The 26,060-nt window shown below is 69.9% G+C and carries 23 protein-coding genes; 11 read left to right on the plus strand and 12 right to left on the minus strand.

Annotated features, from left to right (window positions below):
- The first annotated feature begins 1 nt into the window (after nt 1).
- The 3 genes from MUN76_RS00865 (at nt 2) to MUN76_RS00875 (ending at nt 3,177) form a co-directional block, all read left to right on the plus strand.
- Entirely contained in the window at nt 2-1,237 is a 1,236-nt protein-coding gene (locus tag MUN76_RS00865; RefSeq protein WP_244686327.1) for a YncE family protein, read from the plus strand.
- A 96-nt stretch (nt 1,238-1,333) separates the two neighbouring features.
- Nucleotides 1,334-1,834 (plus strand): YflT domain-containing protein, encoded by a 501-nt coding sequence (locus tag MUN76_RS00870; RefSeq protein WP_244686329.1) that lies wholly within the window; start codon nt 1,334-1,336, stop codon nt 1,832-1,834.
- Nucleotides 1,835-2,193: 359 nt separating this feature from the next.
- Entirely contained in the window at nt 2,194-3,177 is a 984-nt protein-coding gene (locus MUN76_RS00875) for a type IV toxin-antitoxin system AbiEi family antitoxin domain-containing protein (protein ID WP_244686330.1), read from the plus strand.
- A 227-nt stretch (nt 3,178-3,404) separates the two neighbouring features.
- Here MUN76_RS00875 and hrpA read toward each other — a convergent pair whose 3' ends face one another.
- Nucleotides 3,405-7,301, minus strand: a complete 3,897-nt coding sequence (hrpA, locus tag MUN76_RS00880) for an ATP-dependent RNA helicase HrpA (RefSeq protein WP_244686332.1) — start codon at nt 7,299-7,301, stop codon at nt 3,405-3,407.
- 80 nt (nt 7,302-7,381) lie between these two features.
- On the opposite strand from hrpA, the gene MUN76_RS00885 reads away from it, so the two are divergent.
- From MUN76_RS00885 to argG, 3 genes are all read left to right on the plus strand, one after another.
- Nucleotides 7,382-8,218 carry an aldo/keto reductase gene (locus tag MUN76_RS00885; protein ID WP_244686334.1) on the plus strand — a complete coding sequence of 279 codons (837 nt, stop codon included), beginning with the start codon at nt 7,382-7,384 and terminating at the stop codon, nt 8,216-8,218.
- 73 nt (nt 8,219-8,291) lie between these two features.
- Nucleotides 8,292-9,278: a malate dehydrogenase gene (locus MUN76_RS00890; RefSeq protein WP_244686335.1), complete on the plus strand. Its 987-nt coding sequence runs from the start codon at nt 8,292-8,294 to the stop codon at nt 9,276-9,278.
- A gap of 75 nt (nt 9,279-9,353) precedes the next feature.
- Complete coding sequence (gene argG, locus MUN76_RS00895; RefSeq protein ID WP_244686337.1) at nt 9,354-10,775, plus strand: argininosuccinate synthase; 1,422 nt, start codon at nt 9,354-9,356, stop codon at nt 10,773-10,775.
- A gap of 65 nt (nt 10,776-10,840) precedes the next feature.
- Here the strand turns inward: argG and MUN76_RS00900 are convergent, their stop codons facing one another.
- The gene (locus tag MUN76_RS00900; RefSeq protein ID WP_166288715.1) at nt 10,841-11,089 is read right to left on the minus strand and encodes a WhiB family transcriptional regulator; all 249 of its coding nucleotides are present in this window, start codon (nt 11,087-11,089) and stop codon (nt 10,841-10,843) included.
- Nucleotides 11,090-11,280: 191 nt separating this feature from the next.
- On the opposite strand from MUN76_RS00900, the gene MUN76_RS00905 reads away from it, so the two are divergent.
- The gene (locus tag MUN76_RS00905) at nt 11,281-11,715 is read left to right on the plus strand and encodes a hypothetical protein (RefSeq protein ID WP_244686339.1); all 435 of its coding nucleotides are present in this window, start codon (nt 11,281-11,283) and stop codon (nt 11,713-11,715) included.
- Here the strand turns inward: MUN76_RS00905 and bcp are convergent.
- Genes bcp through aroA form a run of 3 tightly spaced genes read right to left on the minus strand, consistent with a single transcriptional unit; the run spans nt 11,712 to nt 14,693 of the window.
- Nucleotides 11,712-12,185, minus strand: coding sequence for a thioredoxin-dependent thiol peroxidase (bcp, locus tag MUN76_RS00910; protein ID WP_244686341.1), 474 nt, complete (start codon nt 12,183-12,185; stop codon nt 11,712-11,714). The genes MUN76_RS00905 and bcp overlap by 4 nt on opposite strands.
- A gap of 22 nt (nt 12,186-12,207) precedes the next feature.
- Nucleotides 12,208-13,269 (minus strand): ribosome small subunit-dependent GTPase A, encoded by a 1,062-nt coding sequence (gene rsgA / locus MUN76_RS00915; RefSeq protein ID WP_244686343.1) that lies wholly within the window; start codon nt 13,267-13,269, stop codon nt 12,208-12,210.
- A complete protein-coding gene (aroA, locus tag MUN76_RS00920) occupies nt 13,269-14,693 on the minus strand; it encodes a 3-phosphoshikimate 1-carboxyvinyltransferase (RefSeq protein WP_244686345.1) in 1,425 nt (474 codons plus the stop codon). Before aroA ends, rsgA begins: the two co-directional genes overlap by 1 nt.
- 64 nt (nt 14,694-14,757) lie before the next feature.
- Between aroA and MUN76_RS00925 the strand changes: the two genes are divergently transcribed.
- Both MUN76_RS00925 and MUN76_RS00930 read left to right on the plus strand, forming a co-directional pair.
- Complete coding sequence (locus MUN76_RS00925; protein WP_244686347.1) at nt 14,758-15,375, plus strand: sigma-70 family RNA polymerase sigma factor; 618 nt, start codon at nt 14,758-14,760, stop codon at nt 15,373-15,375.
- On the plus strand, nt 15,372-15,623 hold the full coding sequence (locus MUN76_RS00930) for a zf-HC2 domain-containing protein (RefSeq protein WP_244686349.1): 252 nt from the start codon (nt 15,372-15,374) through the stop codon (nt 15,621-15,623). The genes MUN76_RS00925 and MUN76_RS00930 overlap by 4 nt, the downstream gene beginning before the upstream one ends.
- Here the strand turns inward: MUN76_RS00930 and MUN76_RS00935 are convergent.
- The 7 genes from MUN76_RS00935 to MUN76_RS00965 form a co-directional block, all read right to left on the minus strand.
- On the minus strand, nt 15,620-17,167 hold the full coding sequence (locus tag MUN76_RS00935) for an ABC transporter substrate-binding protein (RefSeq protein WP_244686350.1): 1,548 nt from the start codon (nt 17,165-17,167) through the stop codon (nt 15,620-15,622). The two genes, MUN76_RS00930 and MUN76_RS00935, sit on opposite strands and share 4 nt — an antisense overlap.
- Before the next feature lie 237 nt (nt 17,168-17,404).
- Entirely contained in the window at nt 17,405-18,307 is a 903-nt protein-coding gene (locus tag MUN76_RS00940; RefSeq protein WP_244686352.1) for an alpha/beta fold hydrolase, read from the minus strand.
- 64 nt (nt 18,308-18,371) lie between these two features.
- Nucleotides 18,372-19,088 carry a DedA family protein gene (locus MUN76_RS00945; RefSeq protein WP_244686354.1) on the minus strand — a complete coding sequence of 239 codons (717 nt, stop codon included), beginning with the start codon at nt 19,086-19,088 and terminating at the stop codon, nt 18,372-18,374.
- 184 nt (nt 19,089-19,272) lie between these two features.
- Nucleotides 19,273-20,802, minus strand: coding sequence for an HNH endonuclease signature motif containing protein (locus MUN76_RS00950; protein ID WP_244686356.1), 1,530 nt, complete (start codon nt 20,800-20,802; stop codon nt 19,273-19,275).
- 383 nt (nt 20,803-21,185) lie between these two features.
- On the minus strand, nt 21,186-21,548 hold the full coding sequence (locus MUN76_RS00955; RefSeq protein WP_244688591.1) for a Fe-S oxidoreductase: 363 nt from the start codon (nt 21,546-21,548) through the stop codon (nt 21,186-21,188).
- Between the two features lie 65 nt (nt 21,549-21,613).
- On the minus strand, nt 21,614-22,588 hold the full coding sequence (locus tag MUN76_RS00960; RefSeq protein ID WP_244686358.1) for an arginase family protein: 975 nt from the start codon (nt 22,586-22,588) through the stop codon (nt 21,614-21,616).
- Between the two features lie 69 nt (nt 22,589-22,657).
- Entirely contained in the window at nt 22,658-23,497 is an 840-nt protein-coding gene (locus MUN76_RS00965; protein WP_244686359.1) for a DUF3097 domain-containing protein, read from the minus strand.
- Nucleotides 23,498-23,521: 24 nt separating this feature from the next.
- Between MUN76_RS00965 and MUN76_RS00970 the strand changes: the two genes are divergently transcribed.
- Nucleotides 23,522-24,859, plus strand: coding sequence for an MFS transporter (locus MUN76_RS00970; RefSeq protein ID WP_244686361.1), 1,338 nt, complete (start codon nt 23,522-23,524; stop codon nt 24,857-24,859).
- 40 nt (nt 24,860-24,899) lie between these two features.
- A complete protein-coding gene (locus tag MUN76_RS00975; protein WP_244686363.1) occupies nt 24,900-26,060 on the plus strand; it encodes an enoyl-CoA hydratase/isomerase family protein in 1,161 nt (386 codons plus the stop codon).

Raw genomic sequence — 26,060 nt, forward strand, 5'->3', positions numbered from 1 at the left:
CATGACGGGGGATCGGGGAGGGCGAGCGGGACTCACGAGACGGGCACTGCTCGGGGTGCCGATCATGCTCGGCATCGCGCTCGTGGGCTGCGCGGCGGAGCCGGAGGCTGATCCCGAGCCGAGTGCGACGCCGCGACCGAGCCCGTCACCCGAGCCCGCCGTGACACCGGACCCCGAGCCCGTGCTGCTGCTCGCATCGCTCGCTCGTGCTGCGGAGATCGCGGTCATCGACCCCGCGCTGCCCGACGAGGCGGCGGTCGTGCAGACCATTCACGTGGGCGCGGCGCCGTGGGGCGTGGGGGTGCACGCGGCGAGCGGGACGGCCTACGCGGCCACCGCGGAGGGGCTGGCGGTGGTCGACCTCGCGGCGGGATCCCGCACCGCGCTGGTGCCGTACGACCGGCCCGCGCCGCGCATCTCGAGCGGGGAGTACCGACCGGGCGGGCTCGGGCTGGCGGTGTCTCCCGATGGGAGCCGGGTGTACGTCGCCGTGACGACCGGAGACGGCGCCGACACATTGGAGATCTACGACGCGGTGCCGGGCGGTGCGGATGGTGCCGGGGGTGCCGGGGGTGCCGGGGGTGCCGGATCCGGCGCGACCGCGGTGTTCGTCGGGTCGGTGCCCGTGGGCGCCCGACCGTTCGACGTGCTCGTGGCCCCCGACGGCTCCTGGGCGGCGACGGTGGACCACGACGGGTTCACCATCAGTGTGGTCGATGCCGTGTCGCTCGAGGTGGTGCCGCACACGGTCGCGCCGTTCGGCACAGAGGGCGGGCTCGCCTCCTGGGAGAAGCCGCACTACGGGGCCGTCGATGCCGACGGTACGATCCTGCTGCCGTACCAGGGGCTCGTGGTCGCCCGTCTCGACCCGCGGACGGGTGCGGTCACGACCGTGCCGAGCGCGGCGAACTCGCACGCCCACGGCACGGCGCTCGCCGGGCGGGAGCTGCTGACGGTCGGCACGGGGGCGTTCGGTACCGCGACGGGAGAACCGAACCTCTCGATCCTGAACCTCGACACGGGTGCCGAGCGGGTGGTGCCGCTCGCGCCGCCGCACGAGACGGTGGCGGTGTGGCGGGACGCTGGCGGGGACGCCTATGCCGCCGTGGCGGGCGGGAACACGCGGGATGCCGGGTGGGACGGACTCACCATCGTGTCGCTCGCCGACCTGTCGGTGCGGGCGCTGCCGGTGGCGGGGTATCCGCAGGTGGTCGTGCCGGTGGTTCCTGCCGCGTGATTGTGCGTGTAGCTGGGCAAGCGTGTCGGTCGTCGTTCGCCGCCCGCGGAATCGACGGGCAGGGAGAACCGGAGCGCGCCGTGGGAGAATGATCGCATGAGCACACCGACCCCGGGCAACTCCCGGCGCCAGATGCCGATGCCGGAGCTTCCGAAGGGCGAGATCATCTCGACCTACGACCGCTACGAAGACGCGAAGCACGCCGTCGATGTGCTCGCGCGCGCGAGCTTCCCCGTGCAGCAGATCAGCATCCTCGGCAACGACCTGCGCAGCGTCGAGCGGGTGACCGGTCGGCTCACCTACGGGCGCGTGGCACTGATGGGAGCGCTCTCGGGCGCGTACCTCGGTCTGTTCCTCGGCCTGCTGCTCTTCATCTTCCAGCCCGACAACGCGGCGATCTTCGGCGTGTTCATCGCGGCGGTGGTGATCGGTGCCGGCTTCGGCATGCTGTTCGGGGTGCTCTCGTACGGCATGAACCGCAACCGCCGCGACTTCTCGTCGGTCATGCAGATGGTCGCGACGCGGTACGACCTGATCACGGAGCCCGAGCTCGTGCACCCGGCCCGCCAGACGCTCATCGAGAAGTCCCGGGGGTAGCCGGCGGGGCGAGCCACTGCTGCCGTTCTGCCGATCCGCGCCCGTCTCGCCACGTACCTCCACGCTCCGCCGCTGAGCTGCCACCGTCTCGCCGACCTGCCATTTTCCAGGTGCATGAGGGGTGGCAGGTCGGGTGGACAATGGCAGGTCGGCAAGACGGTGGCAGGTCGGCAAGAGGCTGGCGAGTTGACAGTGCGGTGGCGTCTCGGGTGGCGCATTGCTCGCGGGAGCGCCGGGTCGTGTGGGGCGTCGGGGTGATTCACCGCTCACCGGAGGTCTGGCCCGGGGCCGCGCACGCACGGTGTCCACACGTGGCCCGATCCGGCCGGAGTGAGCACGCGGGCTGACAGTCTCAATGCATGGCACCGCGTGAGATCAACGCTCTCGGATCGTTGATCCGAACGCGCGCGCAACTGCTCGCCTCGGGCGCATCTGACCGCGGAATCACCCAGGGCGTCCGCGCTGGTGCGCTCCTGCGTCTCAGTCGCGGGTTCTACCTGCGGGTCGGCGAAGTAGCCGACCTGAGCCCTGAGGATCGCCACGTCCTCCAGATCCTCGCCGTTGCACGGTCGACACGGACCGATTTCCCGTTCGCCGGCCATTCCGCCGCGTCGCTCCACCGGTTGCCGCTGTTCCAATTCCGTTCGGCTCGGCCACTGGTGCTGATTCCGAACCGAGCGTACGCCTCGAGCACCCGGTGCGTCGAGCGGCGCGTCAGTGTGTGCACCAGCGACGACCTCACGCGTGCGAGCGGAATCCGGTGCACGTCGCTCGAACGCACCGTCCTTGACCTGGCGCGACACGCCACACCGGAGCGCGCGATCGTGTGCGCGGACGCGGCCGCACGAGCGCGGATCCCCGAGGTCCAAGGGCGGGTGCCCTGGGAAGCGCTGCGGGAGTGGCAGGACGCGCTGCTCGGGCGACTCCGTGGGTACGCGGGTCATCGAGGCGTGCGTCGGGCTGCCGAGATCGTCCGTGCGATCGATGGGGGAGCCGAATCTCCGCTGGAGAGTGTGGCGCGGTGGCGATTCATCAGCCACGGGTACGCGGTTGACACGCAGGTCCCGGTCCCGTCCCCGAACGGTGGCACCTACCGGGTCGACCTCGAACTGCGCGGGTTCGGGATCCTCTGCGAGGTCGACGGTCGGGCGAAGTACACGAGCGCCGATCTGCGATCCGGACGAACGGCCGACGAGATCGTCTACGCGGAGAAGCGCCGGGCGGATTGGATCGAGGGCACCACGGGGAAGCGCATCGTTCGTATCGCGGCGCCCGAACTCGTGAGTGACGCGGCGTTCCGAGCGTGGATGGTGTCGTTCCGTATCCCTGCGCCACCGCCGTGACGGGGAACGCTCAGAAACGGGGCCGCACGCGAGCTGCCATCGTCTCGCCGAGCTGCCATCGTTTCGGCGGCGAGCGGGTGGCAAGTCGGCTGAATGATGGCAGTTCGGCGGAAGGAGCTCTGCGAGAGCTGGCAGGCACGCGCAGACACGGGCAGGCACCGCGCAGGCACGCGCAGGCACGCGCAGTCACCGCGCAGGCACGGCAAGCCCCGGCCGCCCCGCCACCCCTACCCCTCGCGCAGGAGCTTCTGGATCCGCTGCGCCGACACCGGCCCCGCCGTCCGCAACTGTTGCGCGAACAGACTGATGCGCAGCTCCTCGATCAGCCACCGCACCCGCGTCAGCAGCTCCGGCGCGGGATCCGGCAGCGGGATCGTGCCGCCCGCATCCGTGAACAGCGCCATCACGCGGTCCACCTCGTTCTGCCACGCGCGATCCCGCCCGGGGTTCTCGGTCAGCCCGGTCATGCGGTGCCGGATCGCCTCCAGATACACCGGCAGGCGTTCGAGCTGGGGGAGTCCTGTGCGCGACACGAAGCCGTCCGTGTTCGACGCCCAGACGAGTCCGCTGAGCTGCTGGGTCGCGTCCGCGACCTGGCCGAGCACCTGGATCGACTTCGCCCCGTCGATCGCCTTCTTCGCGAGCCGGGCGCCGTCGAGCACCCGCGCGGTGAGCGCGATCGTGCCGTAGATCTCGTCGATCAGCGTGCGCGCGTAGTCGTCGGTGATGCGCTGGAACACCTCCGCGCTCCACACGAGCCCGTCGGGTGCGTGCCGGCGGATCAGCCGATCCGCGACGGCGAGCGAGACGTCCGCGATCGCGAGGTCGAGGCTTCGATACGGCCCCGCCCCGAGCAGCAGCTTCTCCTGGTTCGACAGGTGATCCCGCACGTAGCTCGCGGGCGACGGCGAGCTGAGCGCAACGAGGCGCCGGATCCCGCGTCGCGACACCCGGGCCTGCTCCGCCTCGTCTGCAACGAGAACCAGGTCGACGCTGGTGCGTCGATCCAGTATCGCCGGATACGCGCGCACGACCCCCGCGCCGCTCGCGCGACCCTTCGCGTAGGCCGTGTCGACGTGCCGCGGCAGGTCGCCGAACGACCACGTCGTCGCGCCCTGCTGCTCCAGCTCGTTCTTCGGCATCGCCGAGGCCGCGACCCGGGCCACGCCCTTCGTCGCCTGCGCCTTGTGCGCGGTCTGCAGTTCGCTCAGGTTCTTCCCGGTGCCGACCGTGCGCCCGCGCCCGTCGATCACCCGGAAGGTCGGGGTGAGGTGCGCGGGGAGCCGCGCACTGTCGAAGTCGGCGGCGGTCACCGGCACACTCGTGCGGCGCTTGATCTCCGCGGCGAGCAGCGTCGTGAGCGGGGTGTCGACTGTGGGATCATCGAGCTGCGGCCCGACGGTGCCGAGTAGCGTGCGCGCCCAGTCCGCGGCCGGCACGACGTGCTTCCGGATCGACTTGGGCAGCGTCTTGATGAGCGCCGTCACGAGCTCCTCGCGGAGGCCCGGCACGAGCTTCTCGAAGTCGGTGCCGTCGAGGCGGGGGAGCAGGGGGAGCGGCACGTTCACGGTGACGCCGTCGTCCTCTGCGGTGGGATCGAAACGGTACTTCAGCTTGAGCGACTGGTCGCCGTGCGTCCACTGCCGCGGGAACTCGGCCTCGTCGACCGGCTCGGCCTCGTCCTCGAGCAGATCCTCGCGGCGCAGCGTCAGCAGGTTCGGCTGAGTGAGTCGCGTCTGCTTCCACCAGCCCTCGAAGCTCCGCGTCGACACGACGTCGGCCGGGATCCGCGCGTCGTAGAAGTCGAAGATCGCGTCGTCGTCGCTCACGATGTCGCGGCGCCGGGTGCGCTCCTCGAGCTGCTCGAGCTCGCGCCGCAGCTGCCGGTTCGCGCGGTCGAAGGCCTGCGGCGACTCCCACTCGCCCTCCACCAGCGCGTGCCGAATGAACAGCTCGCGCGCGTGCGCCTGGTCGGAGCGCGCGAGCTGCACCCGGCGGCGCTCGACGATCGGCACCCCGTACAGCGTGACCCGCTCGTAGGCGACGGCGGCGCCCTGCTTCTTCTCCCAGTGCGGCTCGCTGAGCTGCCGTTTCGCGAGCGGCCCGGCGAGCTCCTCGGCCCAGGTGGGATCGACGACCGCGTTGTTGCGTGCGAAGAGCCGGCTCGTCTCGACGAGCTCCACGCTCATCACGACCTCGGGTGGTTTCTTGGCGAGGACCGAGCCGGGGTACAGCACGAACCGAGTACCGCGGGACCCGAGGAACTCCTGAGCCGGCTTCCGCTTCGCCGCGCCGGGGGCGTTCGACTGGCCGCGCCCCGGGGCTCCGCGCCGATCCTGCCGGTCGTCGCGCACCCCGAGCTGCGAGAGCAGCCCGGCGAGCACCGAGCGGTGGACGGGCTCGAAAGTTCCGCCGGTCGTCTTCGCCGACTTCACCCCGGCGATCCGCGCGAGCTGCCGGTTGAGATCCATCCACTCGCGCACGCGAAGGAAGTTCAGGAACTCCGACTTGCAGAGGCGCCGGAACGCGCTCGACGAGAGCTCTCGCTGCTGCTCCTGCAGGTAGTTCCAGAGGTTGAGCAGGGTCATCAGGTCGCCCTGGGGATCCGCGAAGCGGGCGTGTTTCTCATCCGCCCGCCCGCGCTCCGCCTGCGGCCGCTCCCGCACGTCCTGGATCGTGAGGCCCGCGACGATCGCGAGCACCTCGGGCACGACCTCGTGCCGGCGCGCCTCGACGACCATGCGTGCGAATCGCGGCTCGATCGGCAGTCGCGACAGTTCGCGCCCGATCTTCGTGATGCGGTGGTCGGAGCCCGAGGAGCGCACCGCCCCGAGCTCGGCGAGGAGGCCGAGGCCGTCGGCGATCCCGCGCTGGTCGGGCGGCGTGAGGAACGGGAAGCCCGCGATGTCGCCGAGCCCCAGCGCCAGCATCTGCAGGATCACGGAGGCCAGCCCGGTGCGGCGCACCTCGGGCTCGGTGTAGGCGGGGCGGGCCTCGAAGTCCTCTTCGCTGTAGAGCCGGATCGCGATGCCCGGGCTCGTGCGGCCGGAGCGGCCGGAGCGCTGATTCGCGCTCGCCTGCGAGATCGCCTCGATCGGGAGGCGCTGCACCTTGCTCCGCGCGCTGTAGCGCGAGATGCGCGCGGTGCCGGAGTCGATGACGTACCGGATCCCGGGCACCGTGAGGGACGTCTCCGCGACGTTCGTCGCGAGCACGATGCGCCGCACGCCCGGGGTGCCGCGCTCGAAGACCCGGTGCTGCTCCGCGGCGCTCAGTCGCCCGTAGAGCGGGAGGATCTGCGTGCGCGCCGCGCGGCTCGAGGTTCGGAGTCGACCGTTCAGCGCGTCGGCGGCGTCGCGGATCTCCGCCTCGCCCGACAGGAACACCAGCACGTCACCCGCGTCCTCGCGCGCGAGCTCGTCGACCGCGTCGCCGATGCCGTCGAACAGATCGCGCTCGACGGTGCGGATCTTCGGCGGACCGTTCTTGGGATCCTTGACCTCAACCTCTTCGACGAGCGGCCGGTAGCGGACCTCGACCGGGTAGGTCCGTCCCGACACCTCGATGATCGGCGCGGGTTCGCCCGTGCGGGGATCGGCGAAGTGCTTCGCGAACGACTCGGGATCGATGGTGGCCGAGGTGATGATCACCTTCAGGTCCGGCCGTCGGGGGAGGAGCGTCTGCAGGTACCCGATGAGGAAGTCGATGTTCAGGCTGCGCTCGTGCGCCTCGTCGATGATGATCGTGTCGTACGCGGTGAGGTCGCGGTCGCGGTGGATCGCGTTCAGCAGGATGCCGTCGGTCATGAGCCGGATCTTCGTGTCCGCCGACACCTTGTCGGTGAATCGCACCTGGTACCCGACGAGCCCGCCGAGCTCGGAGCCGAGCTCCTCTGCGATGCGCTCCGCGATCGTGCGCGCGGCGATCCGGCGCGGCTGCGTGTGCGCGATGCGCTCGCGGCCGAGGGTCAGCGCGATCTTCGGCAGCTGGGTGGTCTTGCCCGACCCGGTCTCACCCGCCACGATCACGACCTGGTGCTCGCGGATCGCGTCGGCGATCTCCGCCCGCATCTGGGAGACCGGCAGGTCCTCGGGGAACTCGATGTGCGGGGTGACTGACGACATGACGTCCCCATTATCCTCTGAATTCGCGCGCGGCATAGACTGGGCGCAGATTGAGATCACCGCATCCGCAAAGGGGAATCATGACCGCGCTGCCTATTCCGACCCGCACCCTCAACGACGGCAAGGAGATCCCGCAGCTCGGCCTCGGGGTGTTCCTCGTCGAGCCCGGAGAGACCGAGCGGATCGTGAGCGAGGCCCTCGAGGTCGGCTACCGCCACATCGACACCGCCGCGATCTACCAGAACGAGGCGGAGGTCGGCCGGGCGATCGCGGCGAGCGGGATCCCGCGCGATGAGCTGTTCATCACGACGAAGCTCTGGAACTCGGACCAGGAGGATCCGAACGGTGCCATCGACGCGAGCCTCGAGCGCCTCGGGCTCGATCGTGTCGACCTCTACCTGATCCACTGGCCCGTCCCCGCCCTCGGCACCGCGCTGGGCGCCTGGCGCGGCCTCATCGACATCGCCGCCTCCGGCAGGTCCACGTCCATCGGCGTCTCGAACTTCGAGATCCCGCACCTGCAGCAGCTCATCGACGAGACCGGCGTCGTGCCCGCGATCAACCAGGTGGAGCTGCACCCGCTGCACCAGCGCCGCGAGCTGCGCGCGTTCTGCCGCGAGCAGGGGATCGCCGTCGAGTCGTGGGGTCCGCTGTCGCAGGGAAAGAGCGACCTGCTCACGCGCCCAGAGGTGACGTCCGCTGCTGAGGCGCACGGCAAGACCGCCGCTCAGGTGGTGCTGCGCTGGCACCTGCAGAACGACATCATCGTGTTCCCGAAGACGGTGCGTCGCGAGCGCATGGTGGAGAACGCCGACCTCTTCGACTTCGAGCTCAGCGGCGCGGAGATGGCCGCGATCGACGGACTCGATCAGCAGCACAACTTCGGCCCCGATCCCGCCACCTACAACCAGCGCTGAGCACCCGGGTCGAGACCCGGAATCCGCAGCGCTTCCCGCCGCGCACCCTGCAGCACATCGAACGGAGCGACCCATGTCACGCACCCCTGTCACCGTCACGATCACCGGCGCCGGAGGCCAGATCGGCTACGCGACGATGTTCCGGATCGCCTCCGGTGCGATGCTCGGCGCCGATCAGCCCGTGCGGCTTCGGCTGCTCGAGATCCCGCAGGGCATGCGCGGCGCGGAGGGCGCGGCGCTCGAGCTCGCCGACTGCGCCTTTCCGCTCCTCGCCGGGGTCGAACTGAGCGACGACCCGGGAGCAGCGTTCGACGGCGCGAACCTCGCGATGCTCATCGGGTCGCGGCCCCGCACCGCGGGCATGGAGCGCGGCGACCTGCTCTCGGCGAACGGGGCGATCTTCGGCCCCCAGGGTCGCGCGATCGGCGAGCGCGCGGCCGATGACGTGCGGGTGATCGTGGTGGGCAACCCCGCGAACACCAACGCGCTCATCGCGCAGCAGCACGCGCCCGACGTGCCCGCGGATCGCTTCACGGCGCTCACGCGGCTCGACCACAACCGCGCGGTCGGCCTCCTCGCGGCGGAGGCGGGCGCACCGGTCTCCGACGTCGATGGCATCACCATCTGGGGCAACCACTCGGCGACGCAGTACCCCGACCTCAGCGACGCGACGATCGCGGGCCGTGCCGCGCTCGACGTCGTCGATGCGGACTGGGCGCGGGGCGCGTACATCGACCGGGTCGCGAAGCGCGGGGCCGAGATCATCGAGGTGCGCGGCGGATCCTCCGTCGCGTCGGCCGCCAACGCGGCGATCGACCACGTGCGCGACTGGGTGCTCGGAACCGGCGAGCGCCGGACGAGCGCGGCGGTCGTGTCGCGCGGCGAGTACGGGGTCCCCGAGGGGCTGGTGTCGTCGTTCCCGGTGCGGTCGACGGGCGGCGCCTGGGAGGTCGTCGAGGGGCTCGCGGTCGACGCGTTCTCGCGCGAGCGGATCGGCGCCTCGGTCGCCGAACTCGTCTCGGAGCGGGATGCGGTGCGCGAACTGGGGCTGCTCGGCTGACGCCGCACGCATCGCCGGGGCTCCTGCGGCGCCGGGCGGCATTCGTGGCCCCCGGCGGGCCATAGGATAGAGGGCATGTCCAAGGTTCTTTCTTCTCTTCCCGTCGGCGAGCGTGTCGGCATCGCCTTCTCCGGTGGCCTCGACACCTCGTGCGCCGTCGCCTGGATGCGCGAAAAGGGTGCCGTGCCCTGCACCTACACCGCTGACATCGGCCAGTACGACGAGCCCGATATCGACGGCGTCGCCGACCGTGCCAAGGAGTACGGCGCTGAGATCGCCCGCCACGTCGACGCCAAGCTGCCGCTCGTCGAGGAGGGCTTCGCGGCGCTCCAGTGCGGCGCTTTCAACGTGCGCTCCGGCGGCAAGACCTACTTCAACACGACGCCGCTCGGCCGCGCCGTGACCGGCACCCTCCTCGTGCGCGCCATGAAGGAGGACGGCGTCGACATCTGGGGTGACGGGTCGACCTACAAGGGCAACGACATCGAGCGGTTCTACCGCTACGGGCTCATGGCCAACCCGGCGCTCCGGATCTACAAGCCCTGGCTCGACGCGGACTTCGTCACCGAGCTCGGTGGCCGCCACGAGATGAGCGAGTGGCTCGTCGAGCGCGGCTTCCCGTACCGCGACGCGACCGAGAAGGCCTACTCGACCGACGCGAACATCTGGGGCGCGACGCACGAGGCCAAGAAGCTCGAGTTCCTCGACGCCGGGCTCGACATCGTCGAGCCGATCATGGGCGTCGCCGCCTGGCGGGACGACGTGGAGGTCGCGACCGAAGAGGTCTCGGTGCGCTTCGAGGCCGGGCGCCCGGTAGCCATCAACGGCGTGGAGTTCAGCGATCCCGTGGCACTCGTGCTTGAGGCGAACACGATCGGCGGCCGTCACGGACTCGGCGTCTCCGATCAGATCGAGAATCGGATCATCGAGGCGAAGTCGCGCGGCATCTACGAGGCCCCCGGCATGGCGCTGCTCCACATCGCCTACGAGCGGCTCGTCAACGCGATCCACAACGAGAACACACTCGCGAGCTACCACTCCGACGGGCGCAAGCTCGGTCGCCTCATGTACGAGGGCCGCTGGCTCGATCCCGAGTCGCTGATGCTCCGCGAGGCGCTGCAGCGCTGGGTCGGATCGGCGATCACGGGTGAGGTGACGCTGCGGCTGCGGCGCGGCGACGACTACACGATCCTCAACACGACGGGACCGAACCTCAGCTACCACCCCGAGAAGCTCTCGATGGAGCGCACCGTGGGCGCGGCCTTCGGCCCGGAGGACCGGATCGGTCAGCTCACCATGCGCAACCTCGACATCGCCGACTCCCGTCAGCGTCTCGAGCAGTACGCTGCGCTCGGCCTCGTCGGCGGTGCGACCGCCGAGCTCGTCGGTGAACTGGAGCGCGGCGGCGCGGCGCAGATCGCCGATGCCGTACCGGGCATCGACGAGGAGGGCGACGCCATGGGCCTCGCCGCAGCGTTCGACGCCGGCACGGACTAGGGTCCGGGCACGACGAAGGGCCCCGGGGAAACCCGGGGCCCTTCGTCGTTCACCTGGTGCGGTGACTAGGACGCGCGGCGTGCGCGTGCGGCGCGGCGCTTCAGGGCGCGGCGCTCGTCCTCGCTCAGGCCGCCCCAGACGCCGGAATCCTGACCGGTGTCCATCGCGTACTGCAGGCACATCTCGGTCACCGTGCAGCGGGCGCAGACCGACTTCGCGCGCTCGATCTGGTCGACCGCGGGGCCGGTGTTGCCCACCGGGAAGAACAGCTCGGGGTCTACCGTCAGACATGCAGCCTTTTCGCGCCAATCCATTTTACTCTCCTCTGTGCACTGTACGCGCGCGAAAGCATCAGAGGCGGGTAGCCTAGATCTCGCGCCGTATTTTCCGATACGTGGCTGAGAATGCTCACGTCGGTGTGCGCGAAACTCGACGGAATATATAGTTTCACGGATGTAGAAGCAAATCAATAGGTAATGTGCAATTGTCTCGAAAGGTTCTCGTAATGAGCTCGCAACCCGTTGATCACCCACGATCCCGAACCGGGTGGACGATCCTCCGGCTCGTCCTCGTGATCGAGGTGGTCGGCGGCGCGATTCTGCTCTGGAATGTCTTCCAGGCCTTCCTCGCGGCGGGCGACGAGCCGCTCGGTGCCCGGGTGAGTCTGCTGCTCGCGGTGCTCATCTCCTGGGCGTGGATCGCGATCACGCTGTGGGGCGCGCTCGCGCTCCGAGCGAGCTGGGTGCGCGGATCGGCGATCACCCTGCACGTGCTGATGCTCGCGGCCGCGACCGGCGTGCTGCAGGGGATCCTGGGCGAGGCGATCCTGCTCGGCTGGGCGCTCCTGGCGCTTGCGCTCGTCGGATTCCTGGGTGCGGTGCTCGCGAGGCCGGTCGCCCCGGTGCACACCGCGGGTGAGGGTGCTGGCGAGGGAGCCTAGACCCCGAGCAGCTTCCGCACCCGGGCGACGTGTCCGGTCGCCTTGATGTTGTATTGCGCGTGCTCGATGCGACCGTTGGCGTCGATGATGAACGTCGAGCGGATGACGCCCTCGACGATCCGGCCGTAGCTGTTCTTCGTGCCGAAGGCGCCGTAGGCGCGGTGCACCGTCGTGTCGGGGTCGCTCAGGAGCGGATACTCCAGGCCGTCGCGATCCGCGAACCGCCGCAGCTTCTCGACCGCATCGCGGGAGACGCCGAGCACGCGGTAGCCCGCCGCGGCCAGGGGAGCGGTCGACTCCTGGAACTCGCAGGCCTCTGTCGTGCACGCCGGGGTCATGGCCTCGGGGTAGAAGAAGAGGATGACCTTCTGGCCGCGCAGCTCGGCGAGGCTGCGAACCGTGCCGTCCTGGTCGGGCAGTGAGAATGCGGGGGCGGGCTGTCCGGCTTCGAGGATCACACGTTCGGTCATGCGTCCAGCCTAGCGGTGCCGCTCACTTCAGCAGGCGGCGGAGGGACTCGACGCGAGCCGTGCCGGCGGCGTCGAGCCGTCCGTCGGCGATCGCGGCGTCGAGCTCGCAGTCGGGCGCGTCGGCCTCGTGGCTGCACCCGCGCGGGCAGGCGTCGATGAGCACCGCGAGGTCGGTGAAGCCGCGGAGGATCCCCTCGCTCGTGACGTGGCCGAGGCCGAAGGAGCGCACCCCGGGGGTGTCGATGACCCACCCGCTCGAGCCGCCGGCGCACCCGGGTGTCTCGGCGCGGAGGGCCACCGACGACGAGGACGTATGGCGACCGCGGCCGGTCACCTCGTTGACGTGTCCGGTCGCGCGATCCGCGTCGGGCACGAGCGCGTTGATGAGGGTGGACTTGCCGACGCCCGAGTGGCCGACGAACACGGTCGTCTGCCCCGCGAGGGTCTCTCGGATCGCGGCGAGCGGTTCGGCGCCCTGGGCCGAGCGGAACACCTCGACCTCCAGTGCGGCGAAGTGCTCGAGAAACGCCTCGGGATCCGCGAGATCGACCTTCGTGATGCAGATGAGCGGCCTGATCCCGGCGTCGTAGGCGGCGACGAGATACCGGTCGACGAGTCGGACCCGGGGCTCCGGATTCGCGGCGGCGACCACGATGAGCATCTGGTCGGCGTTCGCGACCATGACCCGCTCGACGCGGTCGCTGTCGTCCGCGCTGCGGCGGAGCAGCGTGCGCCGCTCCTCGAGACCGATGATCCGAGCGAGGGATCCCTCCGCTCCGCTCGTGTCGCCGACGAGCTGCACCCGGTCGCCCGTGACGATCGACGTGCGACGCAACTCGCGGGCGCGCGCGGCGGTCAGCGAGCGTTCGCGAGGATCCGCGGGGTCGGCGTCCGCGGTCACGAGCACGCTGTACCGTCCGCGATCCACCCCGGTCACCATGCCGATCACGGCGTCGGCGTGCTCCGGCCGCCGCTTCGTCCGCGGCCGGTTCGACTTCGGGTTCGGGCGCGCACGCACGGTGTGATCCGCGTACTCGCCGTAGGGGACGTCCTCGTCCTCGTCGTCGGGGGTGAGCCAGCTCATCAGAGGATGATGCTCCCGCCACCCGGCAGGCCGAAGGGATCGGGGGCCGCGGGGGAGGCGATCCCGAGCAGGCGGTGCCACATCTCGGGGAACTGCGGCAGCGTCTTGCCGGTGCTCGCGATGTCCTCGATCGTGACGTCGGCCACACGCAATCCGATGAGGGCGCCGGTGGTCGCCATGCGGTGATCCGCGTAGCTGTGCCAGAGCCCGCCGTGCAGTGTCGCGGGGCGGATCGCGATGCCGTCCTCGAGCTCTTCGACGTCGCCGCCGAGCGCGCGGATCTCCGTGACGAGCGCGGCGATGCGATCGGTCTCGTGGTGGCGGATGTGGCCGATGCCGGTGATGCGGCTCGGACCGTCGGCGAGGGCCGCGAGGCCGACCAGTGTCGGAGCGAGCTCTCCCGCCTCGGGCACGTGGAGCTCGACGCCGCGCACCGTACCGTCGCCCGTGACGGTGAGTGCCCCGTCGGCCCCGAGCGCGACCTCCGCGCCGAACTCGGGCAAGAGCCGCCGCAGCTGATCGCCGACCTGCGTCGTGACGGTCGGCCAGTCGGGCACGGTCACGCTGCCGCCGACCGCGACCGCGGCGGCGAGGAAGGGGGCGGCGTTCGACAGGTCGGGCTCGATGGACGTGTCGATCGCGCGGATCGGACCGGGCTGCACCCGCCACTCGCCGGGAGCGGGGGCATCGACCGTGACGCCGCGGGCGCGCAGCGCGGCGATGGTCATCTCGATGTGCGGCACACTCGGCAGGCGGGCACCGGTGTGGACGACGTGCACGCCCTCCTCGAAGCGGGGCGCCGACAGCAGGAGCCCCGAGACGAACTGGCTCGAGAGCGAGGCATCGATCTCGACGCGGCCGCCTCGGAGGGAACCGGCGCCGTGCACGGTGAACGGCAGGGCCCCGCGGCCCTCGTCGGCGATATCCGCGCCGAGCGCGCGGAGCGCCTCGAGCACCGGTCGCATCGGCCGCTTCCGGGCGTAGGCGTCACCGTCGAAGGCGACCGGTCCGAGGGCGAGCGCAGCGACGGGCGGGACGAAGCGCATCACGGTGCCCGCGAGACCGCAGGCGACGGACGTCGAGCCGGTGAGCTCGGCGGCGGGGGTCACTCGCAGGTCGGCCCCGAAGGGGCGCTCCGTCGGCGTGGCGATCGGGTCGATGCCGGTGCCGAGCGCGCGGAGCGCGTCGATCATCAGCGCGGAGTCCCGCGAGTGCAGGGGAGCGCGGAGGATCCCGGGGCCCTCGGCGAGTGCGGCGAGGATCAGCTCGCGGCCCGTGAGGGACTTGGATCCCGGGAGCGCGATCCGGGCGCCGAGCCGTGCGCTGGCGAGCGGCGCGGGCCAGACCTCCTGCGCCTCGTCGGCACCCTCGGAGATCCCGGTCTCGTCACCGTCTTTGCCCTGGTTAAGCTTCGCAATCAGCATCGCTCACGAGTTTAGCCCGATTCAATCAGGGGCGGCCCACGAGCCCGGGGATAGGATCGTCACCGTGAGTGATTCTGGGGCACAGGCGAAGCTGGAGCAGCGCTTCACGGCGGAGGCGCTGCCGCTGCTCGATCAGCTGTACGGCGCGGCGATGAAGATGACGCGCAACCCGCCGGATGCCCAGGATCTCGTACAGGAGACCTTCATGAAGGCCTTCTCCGCGTTCGGCTCGTTCGAGGAGGGCACGAACCTCAAGGCCTGGCTGTACCGCATCATGACCAACAGCTACATCAACACCTACCGCAAGAAGCAGCGCGAGCCGTACCTCGGCGCCGTCGACGAGCTCGAGGACTGGCAGCTGGGCGGAGCCGAGTCGACGACCGCCATGTCCGCCCGGTCCGCCGAGGCGGAGGCGATCGATCGCACCCCGGACGCCGTCGTGAGCGACGCGCTCAACGCCCTGCCCGAGGATTTCCGCATGGCGGTCTACCTCGCGGACGTCGAGGGGTTCAGCTACCAGGAGATCGCGGACATCGCGGAGGTGCCGATCGGCACGGTGATGAGTCGGCTGCACCGCGGTCGCGCGAGGCTCCGGAAGTCGCTGGGGGAATACGCGCGCGAGCAGGGCGTTGGACTGACTAGGAACGTGTCTGGCGAATCACAGAAAGGAGCCGCACGATGAGCGATTGCGGGTGCGATGAGGCACAGGCCAATCTGTACGAACTGCTTCGTGGGGAGCTCTGCGCCGAAGAGTCGGCGCCCATCCGCGAGCACCTGGAGACCTGCCCGGGCTGCCAGAACGAGCAGTCGGTCTGCATCCAGCTGACCGAGGTCGTACGACGGGCCTGCGAGGAAGAGCGCGAGAACTGCGCCCCCGTGGATCTGCGCGACGCGATCCTGCGCGGCCTGCGCGTCGAGAGCGCCGGTTAGCCCAGCCGCACACCCTCGAGGTTCAACCGCGAGTTCGTGTTGACCGACGGGAAGCCGGAGACGTGCGTTCCGACGACATTGGTCGGGGTGTAGTTGAAGAGCCACTTGGCCGGCGCGTCCTCGGCGACGAGCCGCGCGGCCTGCTGCAGGAGGTCGTCCTCGGTGGCGGGATCGGTCGTGGCGAGCGCCTGATGGTACAGCTCTTGGACGCGCGGGTTGTCGGTGCCGAAGTAGGAGTCCGGCGTCGCGTAGGCCCGGAAGTCCCGCGCCTCCGCGTGATCCACGTAGCTGAGCTGGAAGTCGTGGTTCTCGTGCACCTGCTCCAGCCAGACAGGGAACTCGACCTGCTTCACCCGGACCGACACCCCGACGTCGGCGAGCTGGCTCTTGATGAGCTCGAGCGGTGTCGCGTCGTAGTGATCGGGAGCGGTGATCGTGAGGCTGAGGTTCGGCTGGCCGGCTTCGGCGAGGAGGTCGCGTGCGGCCTCGGGATCGAAGCGATGCACGTCGCTCAGGTCGACGTACCCCGGTTCGAGTGCCGTGATGGGACTGCCGAGCGGGGCGCCGTCGCCGCTCTGCGAGGTGATGATCGCGTCCGTGTCGATGGCGAGGCTCAGCGCCGTGCGGACCCGCGGATCGGAGAGCGGAGCCTTCTCCGAGTTGAACGCGAGCGTGAAGACGTCGGCTCCCGCGGCGCGCTGGAGCGTGAAGTCGGGGTCGTCGACGAACTCCTCGCGGAGCGGCGGCAGGAGAGCCGTGTGCACGTCGAGTTCACCGTCATGCAGGGCGGCCAGGGCGGCGCGGCTCTCGGGGAGGAACCGGAAGACCGCGGTGTCGACAGTCGCGGGGGTGCCCCAGTAGTCGTCGTTCTTGACGAGGGTGAGGCGGTCGCCGCGCTCCCAGCTCTCGAAGCGGAACGGGCCGGTACCGCTCGCCGTGCTCGCGAGGGGATTGGTCGCGCCGGCCTCGCGGATCGTGCCGGCGAAATTCGCGAGGTGCCAGAGCAGTTCGCTGTTCGGCTCCTCGAGGGTGATGAGGATCGTGCCGTCGCGCTCCGCGGTCACCTCGGGATCGGAACCGACCGTCTCGTCCGTGAGCGTCTCCTCGAGCGACGCGACGACATCGTCCGCGGTGAGCGCGGCGCCGGTGTGAAAGCTGACGTCGTCACGGAGTGCGAAGCGGTACTCGCGGCCGTCGTCGCTGATCTCCGGGAGCTCCTCGGCGAGCACGGGGACGATCTCGGACACGGTGTTCGGTGCGATGCCGACGAGGCCCTGATAGACGTTGTCGAGCAGGATCTGGCTGGTCGCGACGCCGGTGTTCGATCGGACGTCGAGGCTCGTGGGTTCGAGGATCATGCCCACCGTGAGGGTCTCGCCGGTGCCACCGCTCGTGCGGTTCAGGGCGAAGGCGGTCACACCGAGCGCGGCGATGGCCGCGACGGCGATCATCGCGACCGTTCGCGTGATGCGGCGTGGACGGCGGGTTCGGGTCTCGCCCTGGGCGGCAGGGGACTGGCCCTGGGCAGCAGGGGACTCGGTCACGGTGAGGACTCCTCGGATTGCGCCGCGGGGCGGGGCCGCGGCAGGTCACAGATACGGTCAGCGGAACCGCTGAGTGCGCGCGGCCTCGCGCGGGTGTCGATAGCCGAGAATACGCTCACTCGGAGTGGAAGTCGCGGTGAGCGCCGCCTTGTTGCAGGGTTGTTACGAAGAGTGGGTCGGGTGGGGCGCCGGCGGCCCGGGCTCGGCTGACGGCCGCGCCCCGGCCTGCAGCTGGCCTCAGCCTGCCGCTGGCCCCAGGTCGCGCAGCACGGCGGCGAGTTCGCGCGGTGCGGCCTCGTGGAGGTTGTGCGGGCCGGCGAGCGTGATGATGCTGCTCCCCGGCAGGTGCTCGCGCCACTCGGCGGCGAGCGGTTCCGAGACCATGCCCGATTCCGCCCGGATGAGAGTGACGGGAATGTCGAGGGACTGGAGCGACGCCCAGATCGGCGCGTACGGCTGAGGATCGGCCGGGTCGCCAGCGGGAAGGCGATCGAGATGCGCGAGGTGGTGCGTCCACTCCAGGCGGCCGTCGGGGCGGTGGCGGGTATTCAGTGCGACGCCGCGGGTCAGCGAGGCGCGGTCAGAGCCGATCCCGAATCGGATGGCGCGGTCGACGATCTCGTCGACCGATCCGAAGTCGCGCTGCCCGGTGATGAACTCGGTGACCGAGCCCGCGTCGCCCTGCGGGGAAATACCGGGGGTGATGTCGACGATGGCGAGGTGGTGGACGAGGTCGGGAAGGGCGGACGCGACGAGTGCTGCGGTCAGCCCGCCGAGGGAGTGGCCGACGAGGGTCACGGGATCCGGCGCGAACTGCTCGAGCGCGGTCGCGACGTCGGCGGCGAGATGGTCGGGCCGGTAGTCTGCGTCCGCCCGCCAGTCGCTCCGCCCGTGGCCGGGGAGGTCGAGGGAGAGGGCCGGCTGGTCGAGTGCGAGGAGCGCGGGATCGAAGCTGTGCGCGTTCAGGCCGGCGCCGTGGAGCATGACGAACCGCGGGGCATCCGGTGCGCCGAAGCGCAGGCCGCTCAGTAGTCGGCCGTCGCCCACCGGAGTCGAGATGCGTTCGACCGCGGGGAGCGGAGTAGTGCGGCCCACACGCTGGGCGTCGCTCGGCAGGAAGCGGAACTCGTCATCGATCACCCCTGCAGACTATCCCGGAACCCGCTCCAGGCGGGGAAGTGGCTCGGGGCGGGATCCGACCTTGTCAGTCGACCGAGCGGGGCTGGGCAGGTGCGTCGGCGCCGGGTGCGGCGCCGGGTGTCGCTTCCGGGGACTCGGGGTGCAGGGGGAGCAGGTGCGCGGCTTCGCGTCGCTGGATCAGACGCTTGCCCAGGTAGACGAGGGCGAGGAACACGACGATCGCGCCCACGAACAGGTACCCGGCGTAGTGGAGGCTGTCGGAGAGGTCGCGGTAGTAGTTGGCCGCCGTCGCGGTGACGGTGACGTAGAGCACCGACCAGATGACGCACGCGGGAGCGGTCCAGGCCAGGAAGCGCCGGTACGAGTAGCCGCTCATGCCCACGGTGAGCGGAACGAGCGAGTGCAGCACCGGGAGGAATCGCGAGAGGAAGATCGCGGCGCCGCCGCGTCGGAGCAGGTAGCGTTCGGCGCGGATCCAGTTGTGCTCGCCGAGCTTGCGGCCGAGGCGCGAGGCGCGGATCCTCGGTCCGGCCCACCGGCCGAGCCAGAAGCCGATGCTCTCGCCGATGAGCGCGCCGACGACCAAGGCGAGCACGAGGAAGGCACCCTCGGTGGGGGAGCTCACGGCGGTTCCCGCGACGATCACGATTGTGTCTCCAGGAACGATCAACCCGATCATCACGCTCGTCTCGAGCATGATCGCGATCCCCGCGATGAGGATGCGGAGCGCGGGATCGACGCTCTGCACCGTCTCGAGGATCCATGTGATGATGTCGTTCACACTTCGAGCCTAGATGGTCGTTCCTTGAGCCTGCCGAGATAGTGTGATGGATGAGCTGGTGCGTCGGTGGGCAGCGCTGCGTTGTGGACTTGGCGGCTGCGGTGCAGGTCTCTGCAGGAGCCGCAGCCACACCGGCCGTGTCGAGATCGGCGGCATCGGCACCCGCCGAATCGACAATGACTGCTCAGTTAGAAGGGGACGCCGCTGATGTTCCGGTGCTGGCGTCACCCGGTGGAGTAGAAGGCCCGGTGTTGGTCCGGCCTGGCGGATCGGATGCTCTGGAGTCCGATTCTCCTGGTGGCTGAGGTGCTTGGCGTTCTCTTGAATCAACGCCGGGGAGAGGCATCCTCCGGAATCTGACCGTGCTGGGTGCTCGTTCGGGGTATGCGGTGCCAGCAGGGCTGGTCCAGGTGAGGGTGCCGTCGCGTGCCTGGGTCACGGTCCACCTGCTGTGGTGCTTCAGAGTGTGATGCCTGCGGCAGAGGTGTGCGAGGTTCGTGCTGGTGGTGGGTCCGCCGTGTGCGGCATCAACCGTGTGATCGATGTCGCAGTGTGCGGTGGGGGTGTGGCAGCCGGGGAACCGGCAGTGGAGGTCCCGTGCTCGGAGGAACTGTCTGAGTTTCGTGTTGGGTCGGTAGGTGTCGACGGAGAGCACGGTGCCGGTGTCGGGGTCGACGGTCACTTCTTCCCAGTGGGTGGCGTTGCCGGCGAGGTGTCTCGCGGTGTCGGTATCGAGGGGCCCGTATCCGGCGAGGGTGGCCGGCGGGGTGCCTGTTGCTCGGTGACCGCCGGACTCGGTGCCCGGGGGTGAGGGTTCATCTTCGCCCGTGGCGTGCTCCTTCGGCACGATGACCTGGATCCGTGCTTGGATGCCCGCGATGCCGGTGAGGCCGCTGGTGGCGGCCTGGTTGGGGTCGCTGGCGAGGAGCAGGTCCGTGAGGAGGTCGGCGCGGATCTGGTCCATGGATCGGACCGTCGCGGTCGTGGCTGCTGATTCCCCTTCGGATTCCCCTGAAGGTGCGCCGCTGCCCGGTTCGGTACCCAAGCCAGAGACGTTATGGGCCTGATCATCGGCCCGTGCCTGTTCGTGCTGCTTCACCAACCGGGCCATCTGGGTGAGTCGGTCTTTGATGCCGGAGGCGTACACGGCGGGAAGGGTGGCGGTGAGGTCGGCCATGCCGTCGTCGAGTTCGGTCACGCGCACCATGCGGCAGGCGCGGGCTTCGGTGTGGCGGTCGTCGAGGGTGCGGTCTGCGAACCGTTCCGCGAACTCACGAGCGACCGGCCGCAACCGGCCCACCGTGTTGGTTTCAGCAACTTCGAGCACCGCGGCCGCGTATCCGGCACGGGACTGAGGATCGGTGAGGGTGCTCCCGGCATCAGTGATCACCGCCGCGTGGGCGTGAGAGATGCGTCCGGCTGTGAGTGCCGCCATGACCGTCGGGTAGTGCTCGACGAGGGTGCGTGCCCGGCTGATCCGGCCAGCCATGGTCCGGTCCGATTCGTGCACGGCGGCCGCGAACTCCGCCGCGACCGCACGATGCTCGAACTCCCCATGATCCGTGTGCCCATCCCGCGCCGCAACCAGAGCAGCGAGCTCGTCACCCAAAACGAGCAGCGCGGCCTCGGCGGCGTGGAGGGTGTTGATCTGGGCGCGGATCTTCACGAGCGACTCGGCCAGGATCGCGTACGCCGGAGCGGCAAGATCCGCCACCCGGCCAGCCGAAGACCCACCAGGCCCGCCAGACGCAGCGCGACCAGCGTCCGGGCCCGCGGTGCTGCGGTCCGTGACGGGAGGCTCGGTGCTGGTGCGCATGCCCGCAGTCAACCAGCACCCACCGACATTCACGGCACCAGAGTCCCCGAATTTCAGGGAGCGTCACAGGTATATTCTCGAATCCGAATATGCGCTGAGAGTTGACTGCAGACGCTTTGTCGCCCACAGGAAAGTGTGCATCGAAGTTTCCCGAAATGGCTCTCCACAGATCGACGGCAGCGGCCCCGAAGTCGTCCTATCACGCCATGATGAAGCCAAGAGCACGAGACATCACTCAGGGGTCGAAAGGAGAAACGACATGACGATGGGATGAGAAACGGTCAGCGGCGAAGATAGCCGCCATCGTGCAGCCCCGCCTCGATTTCGAAGCGGTTCTTCAGCGGGTCCCGACCGGCAAGGAAATACAGGAGAGGAAGAGCCAGGCCGTAATGACGCCATTGATCGCGGTGGACGAGTTCATGTCGGACGATCGCGGGGGTCACGTTGTGATCCGTAAGGTAACACGAGCCCACGCAGCTTCCGCCTCGGCCGAAGGCCCAGCGCGGCATGCCCCGGAAGATCCACAGTCCGTTCCGGTACTCGACCTTCCCGGTGCTCATGATCGACCCCCACACGAAACCGACGGCCGTCGCGTAGATATACCCCAAGCGCGCAAAGGGAAGGGGTCTCCGGTCTGCATACAATGTGGCGCGTTCCGGGACCGAAGTGTGCGTCGTCTCACTCGAGGGACGCGTCACCGGCTTCGACATCAGGCGCGGTCTCCAGAGGTCAGTGCTCCGAGAATCCGCAACACAGAGGGGAGATCCTCGGCCGCCATCGAGGGATCGGCTGGGGCGAACTCGCAGATCGACGCTCCAGCGAGAGGACATGCAGCGACGGCCGCGCGGATCGCCGAGGTGAGCTGGGCGACGGTGAGTCCGAACGGCACCGGAGCGTGAACCGAGGAGAATTCCGCGGGGTCGAGGACATCGAGATCCACATGAATGTAGACGCGGGTAGCACCTGAGTCCTTGAGGATCGCGGTGAGACGCTCCGCGAGTTGCTCGGGAGCTTCGGGAGCTTCGGGAGCTTCGGGAGCTTCGGGAGCCTCGGGAGTCTCAGGAGCCCCGGGAGTTTCTGCGACCTCAGAAGCCTCAGAAGCCTCAGAAGCCCCAAAAACCTCGGGAATCTCGAATGGCGTCGCGCCGAGCACGGTGATTCCGCGCCGCTCCAGCTCCAACTCCTCCTCGGGGTCGAATACGCGGGTGCCGATCAGGGTGAGCTGAGAGGCGGTGATCGCGTGCTGTGCAGTGAGGTCCGGTGATCCGTCGCCGAGGGCGTGGCGGAGCGTCATCCCCGAGGCCGATCCGGACGGTGATGTACTGGGGTGCTGCAGGTCGGGGTGGGCGTCGAACCAGAGCACGGCGAGGTCGTCACCAAATCGGTTTCGCGCCGCTTCGAGCCCGGCGAGCGACGAGGCGCAGTCGCCCCCGACGATGAGCGGGACGTTGTCCGCGACCTCGGACAGGGTGCGTCGGGCCGCGTCCCTCGCCTGGAGCACGCTGCTCAGTCGTGCGACCGGGGTGCCCATGGCATCCCCGGCCTCGAGCGGCACGGGGACCTCGCGGAGCGCGGACTGCGGCAGGTCCTCTCGAAGGAGCGCCGCGCCCTCGGCGAGCTGCATCGCACGCGACGACGAGGAACCTTGCCACTCGGGCATGAGTAGAAAAACCGGCTGTGGCACGCGTTCCTCCTGGTGATTGTCGAGCCACTCCATCGTACGCCCGGGGTGGGAGGAATCACCCGATTCCGCTCAGGGCGCGACGGTCACGAAGTCGATCAGGTGTTCGACCCGGCCGACGAGCTCCGGCTCGAGATCGCGGAAGGTGCGGACGCGCCCGCGGATCCTCGACCACGCATCCGCGATATCTGCCGGCTCGTCACCCGGCCACCCGAGCGCACGGCAGATCCCGCTCTTCCACTCGATATTGCGGGGGATCGTCGGCCACGCCTGCAGTCCGACGCGCTCCGGCTTCACCGCCTGCCAGATGTCGACGAACGGGTGTCCGACGATGAGCACGTGCGCGCCGTGCGGCCCACGGGAGATCGCCTCCGCAATGCGTGTCTCCTTGCTGCCGCGCACGAGGTGGTCGAGCAGCACCCCCGCGCGTCGATCCGGCCCGGGCTGAAATTCCGCGAGCACGTCGGCGAGGTTGTCGGCGCCCTGCAGCAGCTCCACCACGACGCCCTCGACCCGCAGGTCATCGCCCCAGACCTGCTCGACGAGTTCGGCGTCGTGTTTGCCCTCGACGAAGATCCGGCTCGGCATCGCGACGCGAGCGCGCTGCTCGGGAGCCGCGAACGAACCGGACGCGGTGCGCTGCCGCCCCGCGGGCGCACGCTTCGGCATGACGAGCGACACCGGCTTCCCGTCGATCAGGAAACCGTCGGACATCGGGAACGCCCGCACCTTGCCCCGGTAGTCCTCGAGCTGCACGAGCCCCTCGCGCGCCCCGACGACCGCCCCGCACCACTCGGATTCCGTGTGCTCGACGACGAGCCCCTTCGCCAGCGGCACCTCGGTGCGCTGCACCGGTCCTCGCCGGGGCCGCATGTCGGCGAGCACGTCGCGGTCGTAGCGTTCATCACACACGCTCCGAGCCTATAGTCTGGCGCGGTGGGGAACGAGGAGACGCCGGAGAGTCGCGAGCGAACTGATCGGACCGGGTGGCGGGGCCTGCTGGTCGATGTCACCCCGCTCCGCACGAGCCCGTCCTTCGCGAAACTCTGGACCGGCACCTCGGTCGCGCAGATCGGGGCGCAGATCACGATCGTCGCGGTCGGGCTGCACGTCTACGACCTCACCGGCTCGACGCTCGCCGTCGCCTTCGTCGCCCTGTGGGCCCTCGGCCCGATGATCCTCGCCGGGTTCGTCGGCGGCGCGCTCGCGGACATGTTCGACCGCCGCACCGTCGCGCTCGTCACCGCGACGGTCGCCTGGCTCAGCATCGGCACCATGACCCTCATCGCGTTCCTCAACGTGACGCAGACGTGGCCCTACTACGTCCTCGCCGCGATCAACGCCGCGTCGGCCACAATCCTCGGCGCGACGCGGGGTGCGATCTTGCCGCGGCTGCTCCCGACCCAGCTCCTGCCCGCCGCGGCCGCGCTCAGCGGGATCACCATGGGCCTCGCCATCACGGTCGGCCCGGCGGTCGCCGGCGTGCTCGTCGCGACCGTCGGCTTCCCTTGGACGTACCTGCTGGACGCAGTGCTCTTCGCCGGCGCCTTCCTGGGGATCCTGAGCCTGCCGCCGATGACGCCCGAGGGTGGATCCGCGAGCCCGGGGTTCTCCTCCGTGGTCGAGAGCATGCGCTTCCTCCGCAACGCCCCGAACGTGCGCGCGACCTTCATCTTCGATCTCATCGCCATGATCTTCGGCACCCCGCGTGTGGTGTTTCCCGCGGCAGGGGCGCTCATCCTCGGCGGAGGGCCCGTCACGGTCGGCGTCCTCACGGCCTCCTTCGCGGCGGGAGCCCTGCTGAGCAGCCTCGTGTCCGGTCCGCTCGGGCGCGTCCGGCGCCAGGGCCGCGCCGTCACGCTCGCCATCGCGGTGTTCGGTCTCTTCACTGCGCTCTTCGGTGTGGTGCTGCTCGTCACCGGGATGATGGTCGGGTCCGCCGGTCCGGAGGGCGTCAACGTGCCCGCGGTGGTGCTCGCCGGGATCGCGCTCGCCGGGACGGGGGCCGCGGACAACGTGAGCGCGGTGTTCCGCACCACGATCCTGCAGGCCGCCGCTCCCGATGACGTGCGCGGCCGCATGCAGGGGCTCTTCTACGTCGTCGTCGCGGGTGGCCCGCGGATCGGAGACCTGCTCGCCGGCGCCGTCGCCACCGCGATCGCGCTGTGGGCCCCCGCGCTCATCGGCGGGCTCATCATCGTGGCGCTCATGCTGGTGCTGCTCCGGATCGCACGCGGCTTCCAGCACTACGACGCCTTCATGCCGACGCCATAGTGACCCGAGCCCGGCCGGGCCATCCTGCTACGGTGCTGCTATGCGACCCGATGCCTCGACTCCCCATGCCTCCGAGTCCGACACTTCCCGTTCCGACGCCCCCCAGTCCGACGCCCTGATCTTGACGCGGCGCGACGGTGCGATCACCCGCATCACCCTGAATCGGCCGCGCGCCATCAACGCGCTCAATCTCGAGATGTTCGAGACGCTCACGCGGGATCTCGCGGCGGCGAACGCCGACGGCTCCTCGGCCGTGTGGCTCGACGGTGCAGGGGACCGCGGCTTCTGCGGCGGGGGAGACGTCAAGGAGATCTCGACCGGCGACCCCCGACAGATCCTCTCCACGGAGTACGTGCTCGATCACGCGGTCGCGACCTCGGGGATCCCCGTCGTCGGGATCATGGACGGCATCACGATGGGCGGCGGCATCGGCCTCACCGGTCACGCCGCGATCCGGGTGGTCACGGAGCGCAGCCGGTTGGCGATGCCGGAGGCACGGATCGGCATCGTGCCCGACGTCGGTGGGCACCTCCTGCTGGCCCGCGCTCCCGGGCGGCTGGGCGAGCTCCTCGCCATCACCTCGGGGGAGATGGACGCGGGCGACGCCATCGCGCTGGGCTTCGCCGACGCCTACGTGCCCTCCGATCGACTCGAGCGACTGCGCCGCACGCTCGCCTCGGGCGAGGATCCGGAGACCGCGGTCGCCGGAGTCGCCGAGCCCGCGCCGCCCTCCCGGATGCTGCAGGAGATGACGTGGTGGGAGCCGATCGCCGCGCTCGCCCTGGGCAATGGTGGGATCGGTGGCGGCGGGATCGGCGAGACCGCCGACAGCCGGGCCGATGCCGCCCTGGACGGTGCCGTGCGCCTGATCGCAGCGCTCGAGCACGACCCGAACCCCATCGCGCAGGGCGTTGCGAGTGTGGTGCGGGCCATGTGCCCGACGTCGATCGTGGTGACCCTCGCGCAGATCGCGCGGACGCGCGCGGATGCGCTGAGCCTGGCGGAGGTGCTGGCGGATGACCTGCGGGTGGTCGTGCGGCTCGCACACCGACCCGACTTCGCGGAGGGGGTGCGCGCACAGGTGATCGAGAAGGATCGCAACCCGGCATGGAATCCGGGTCGGATCGAGGACCTCGACCCCGCGGAGATCCGGCGGATCCTTGCGCCGCTCCACGACGACGAGGTCGCGCTCGCACTGTGA

The sequence above is a fragment of the Leucobacter rhizosphaerae genome (genome assembly GCF_022919175.1).
Taxonomy (GTDB): domain Bacteria; phylum Actinomycetota; class Actinomycetes; order Actinomycetales; family Microbacteriaceae; genus Leucobacter; species Leucobacter rhizosphaerae.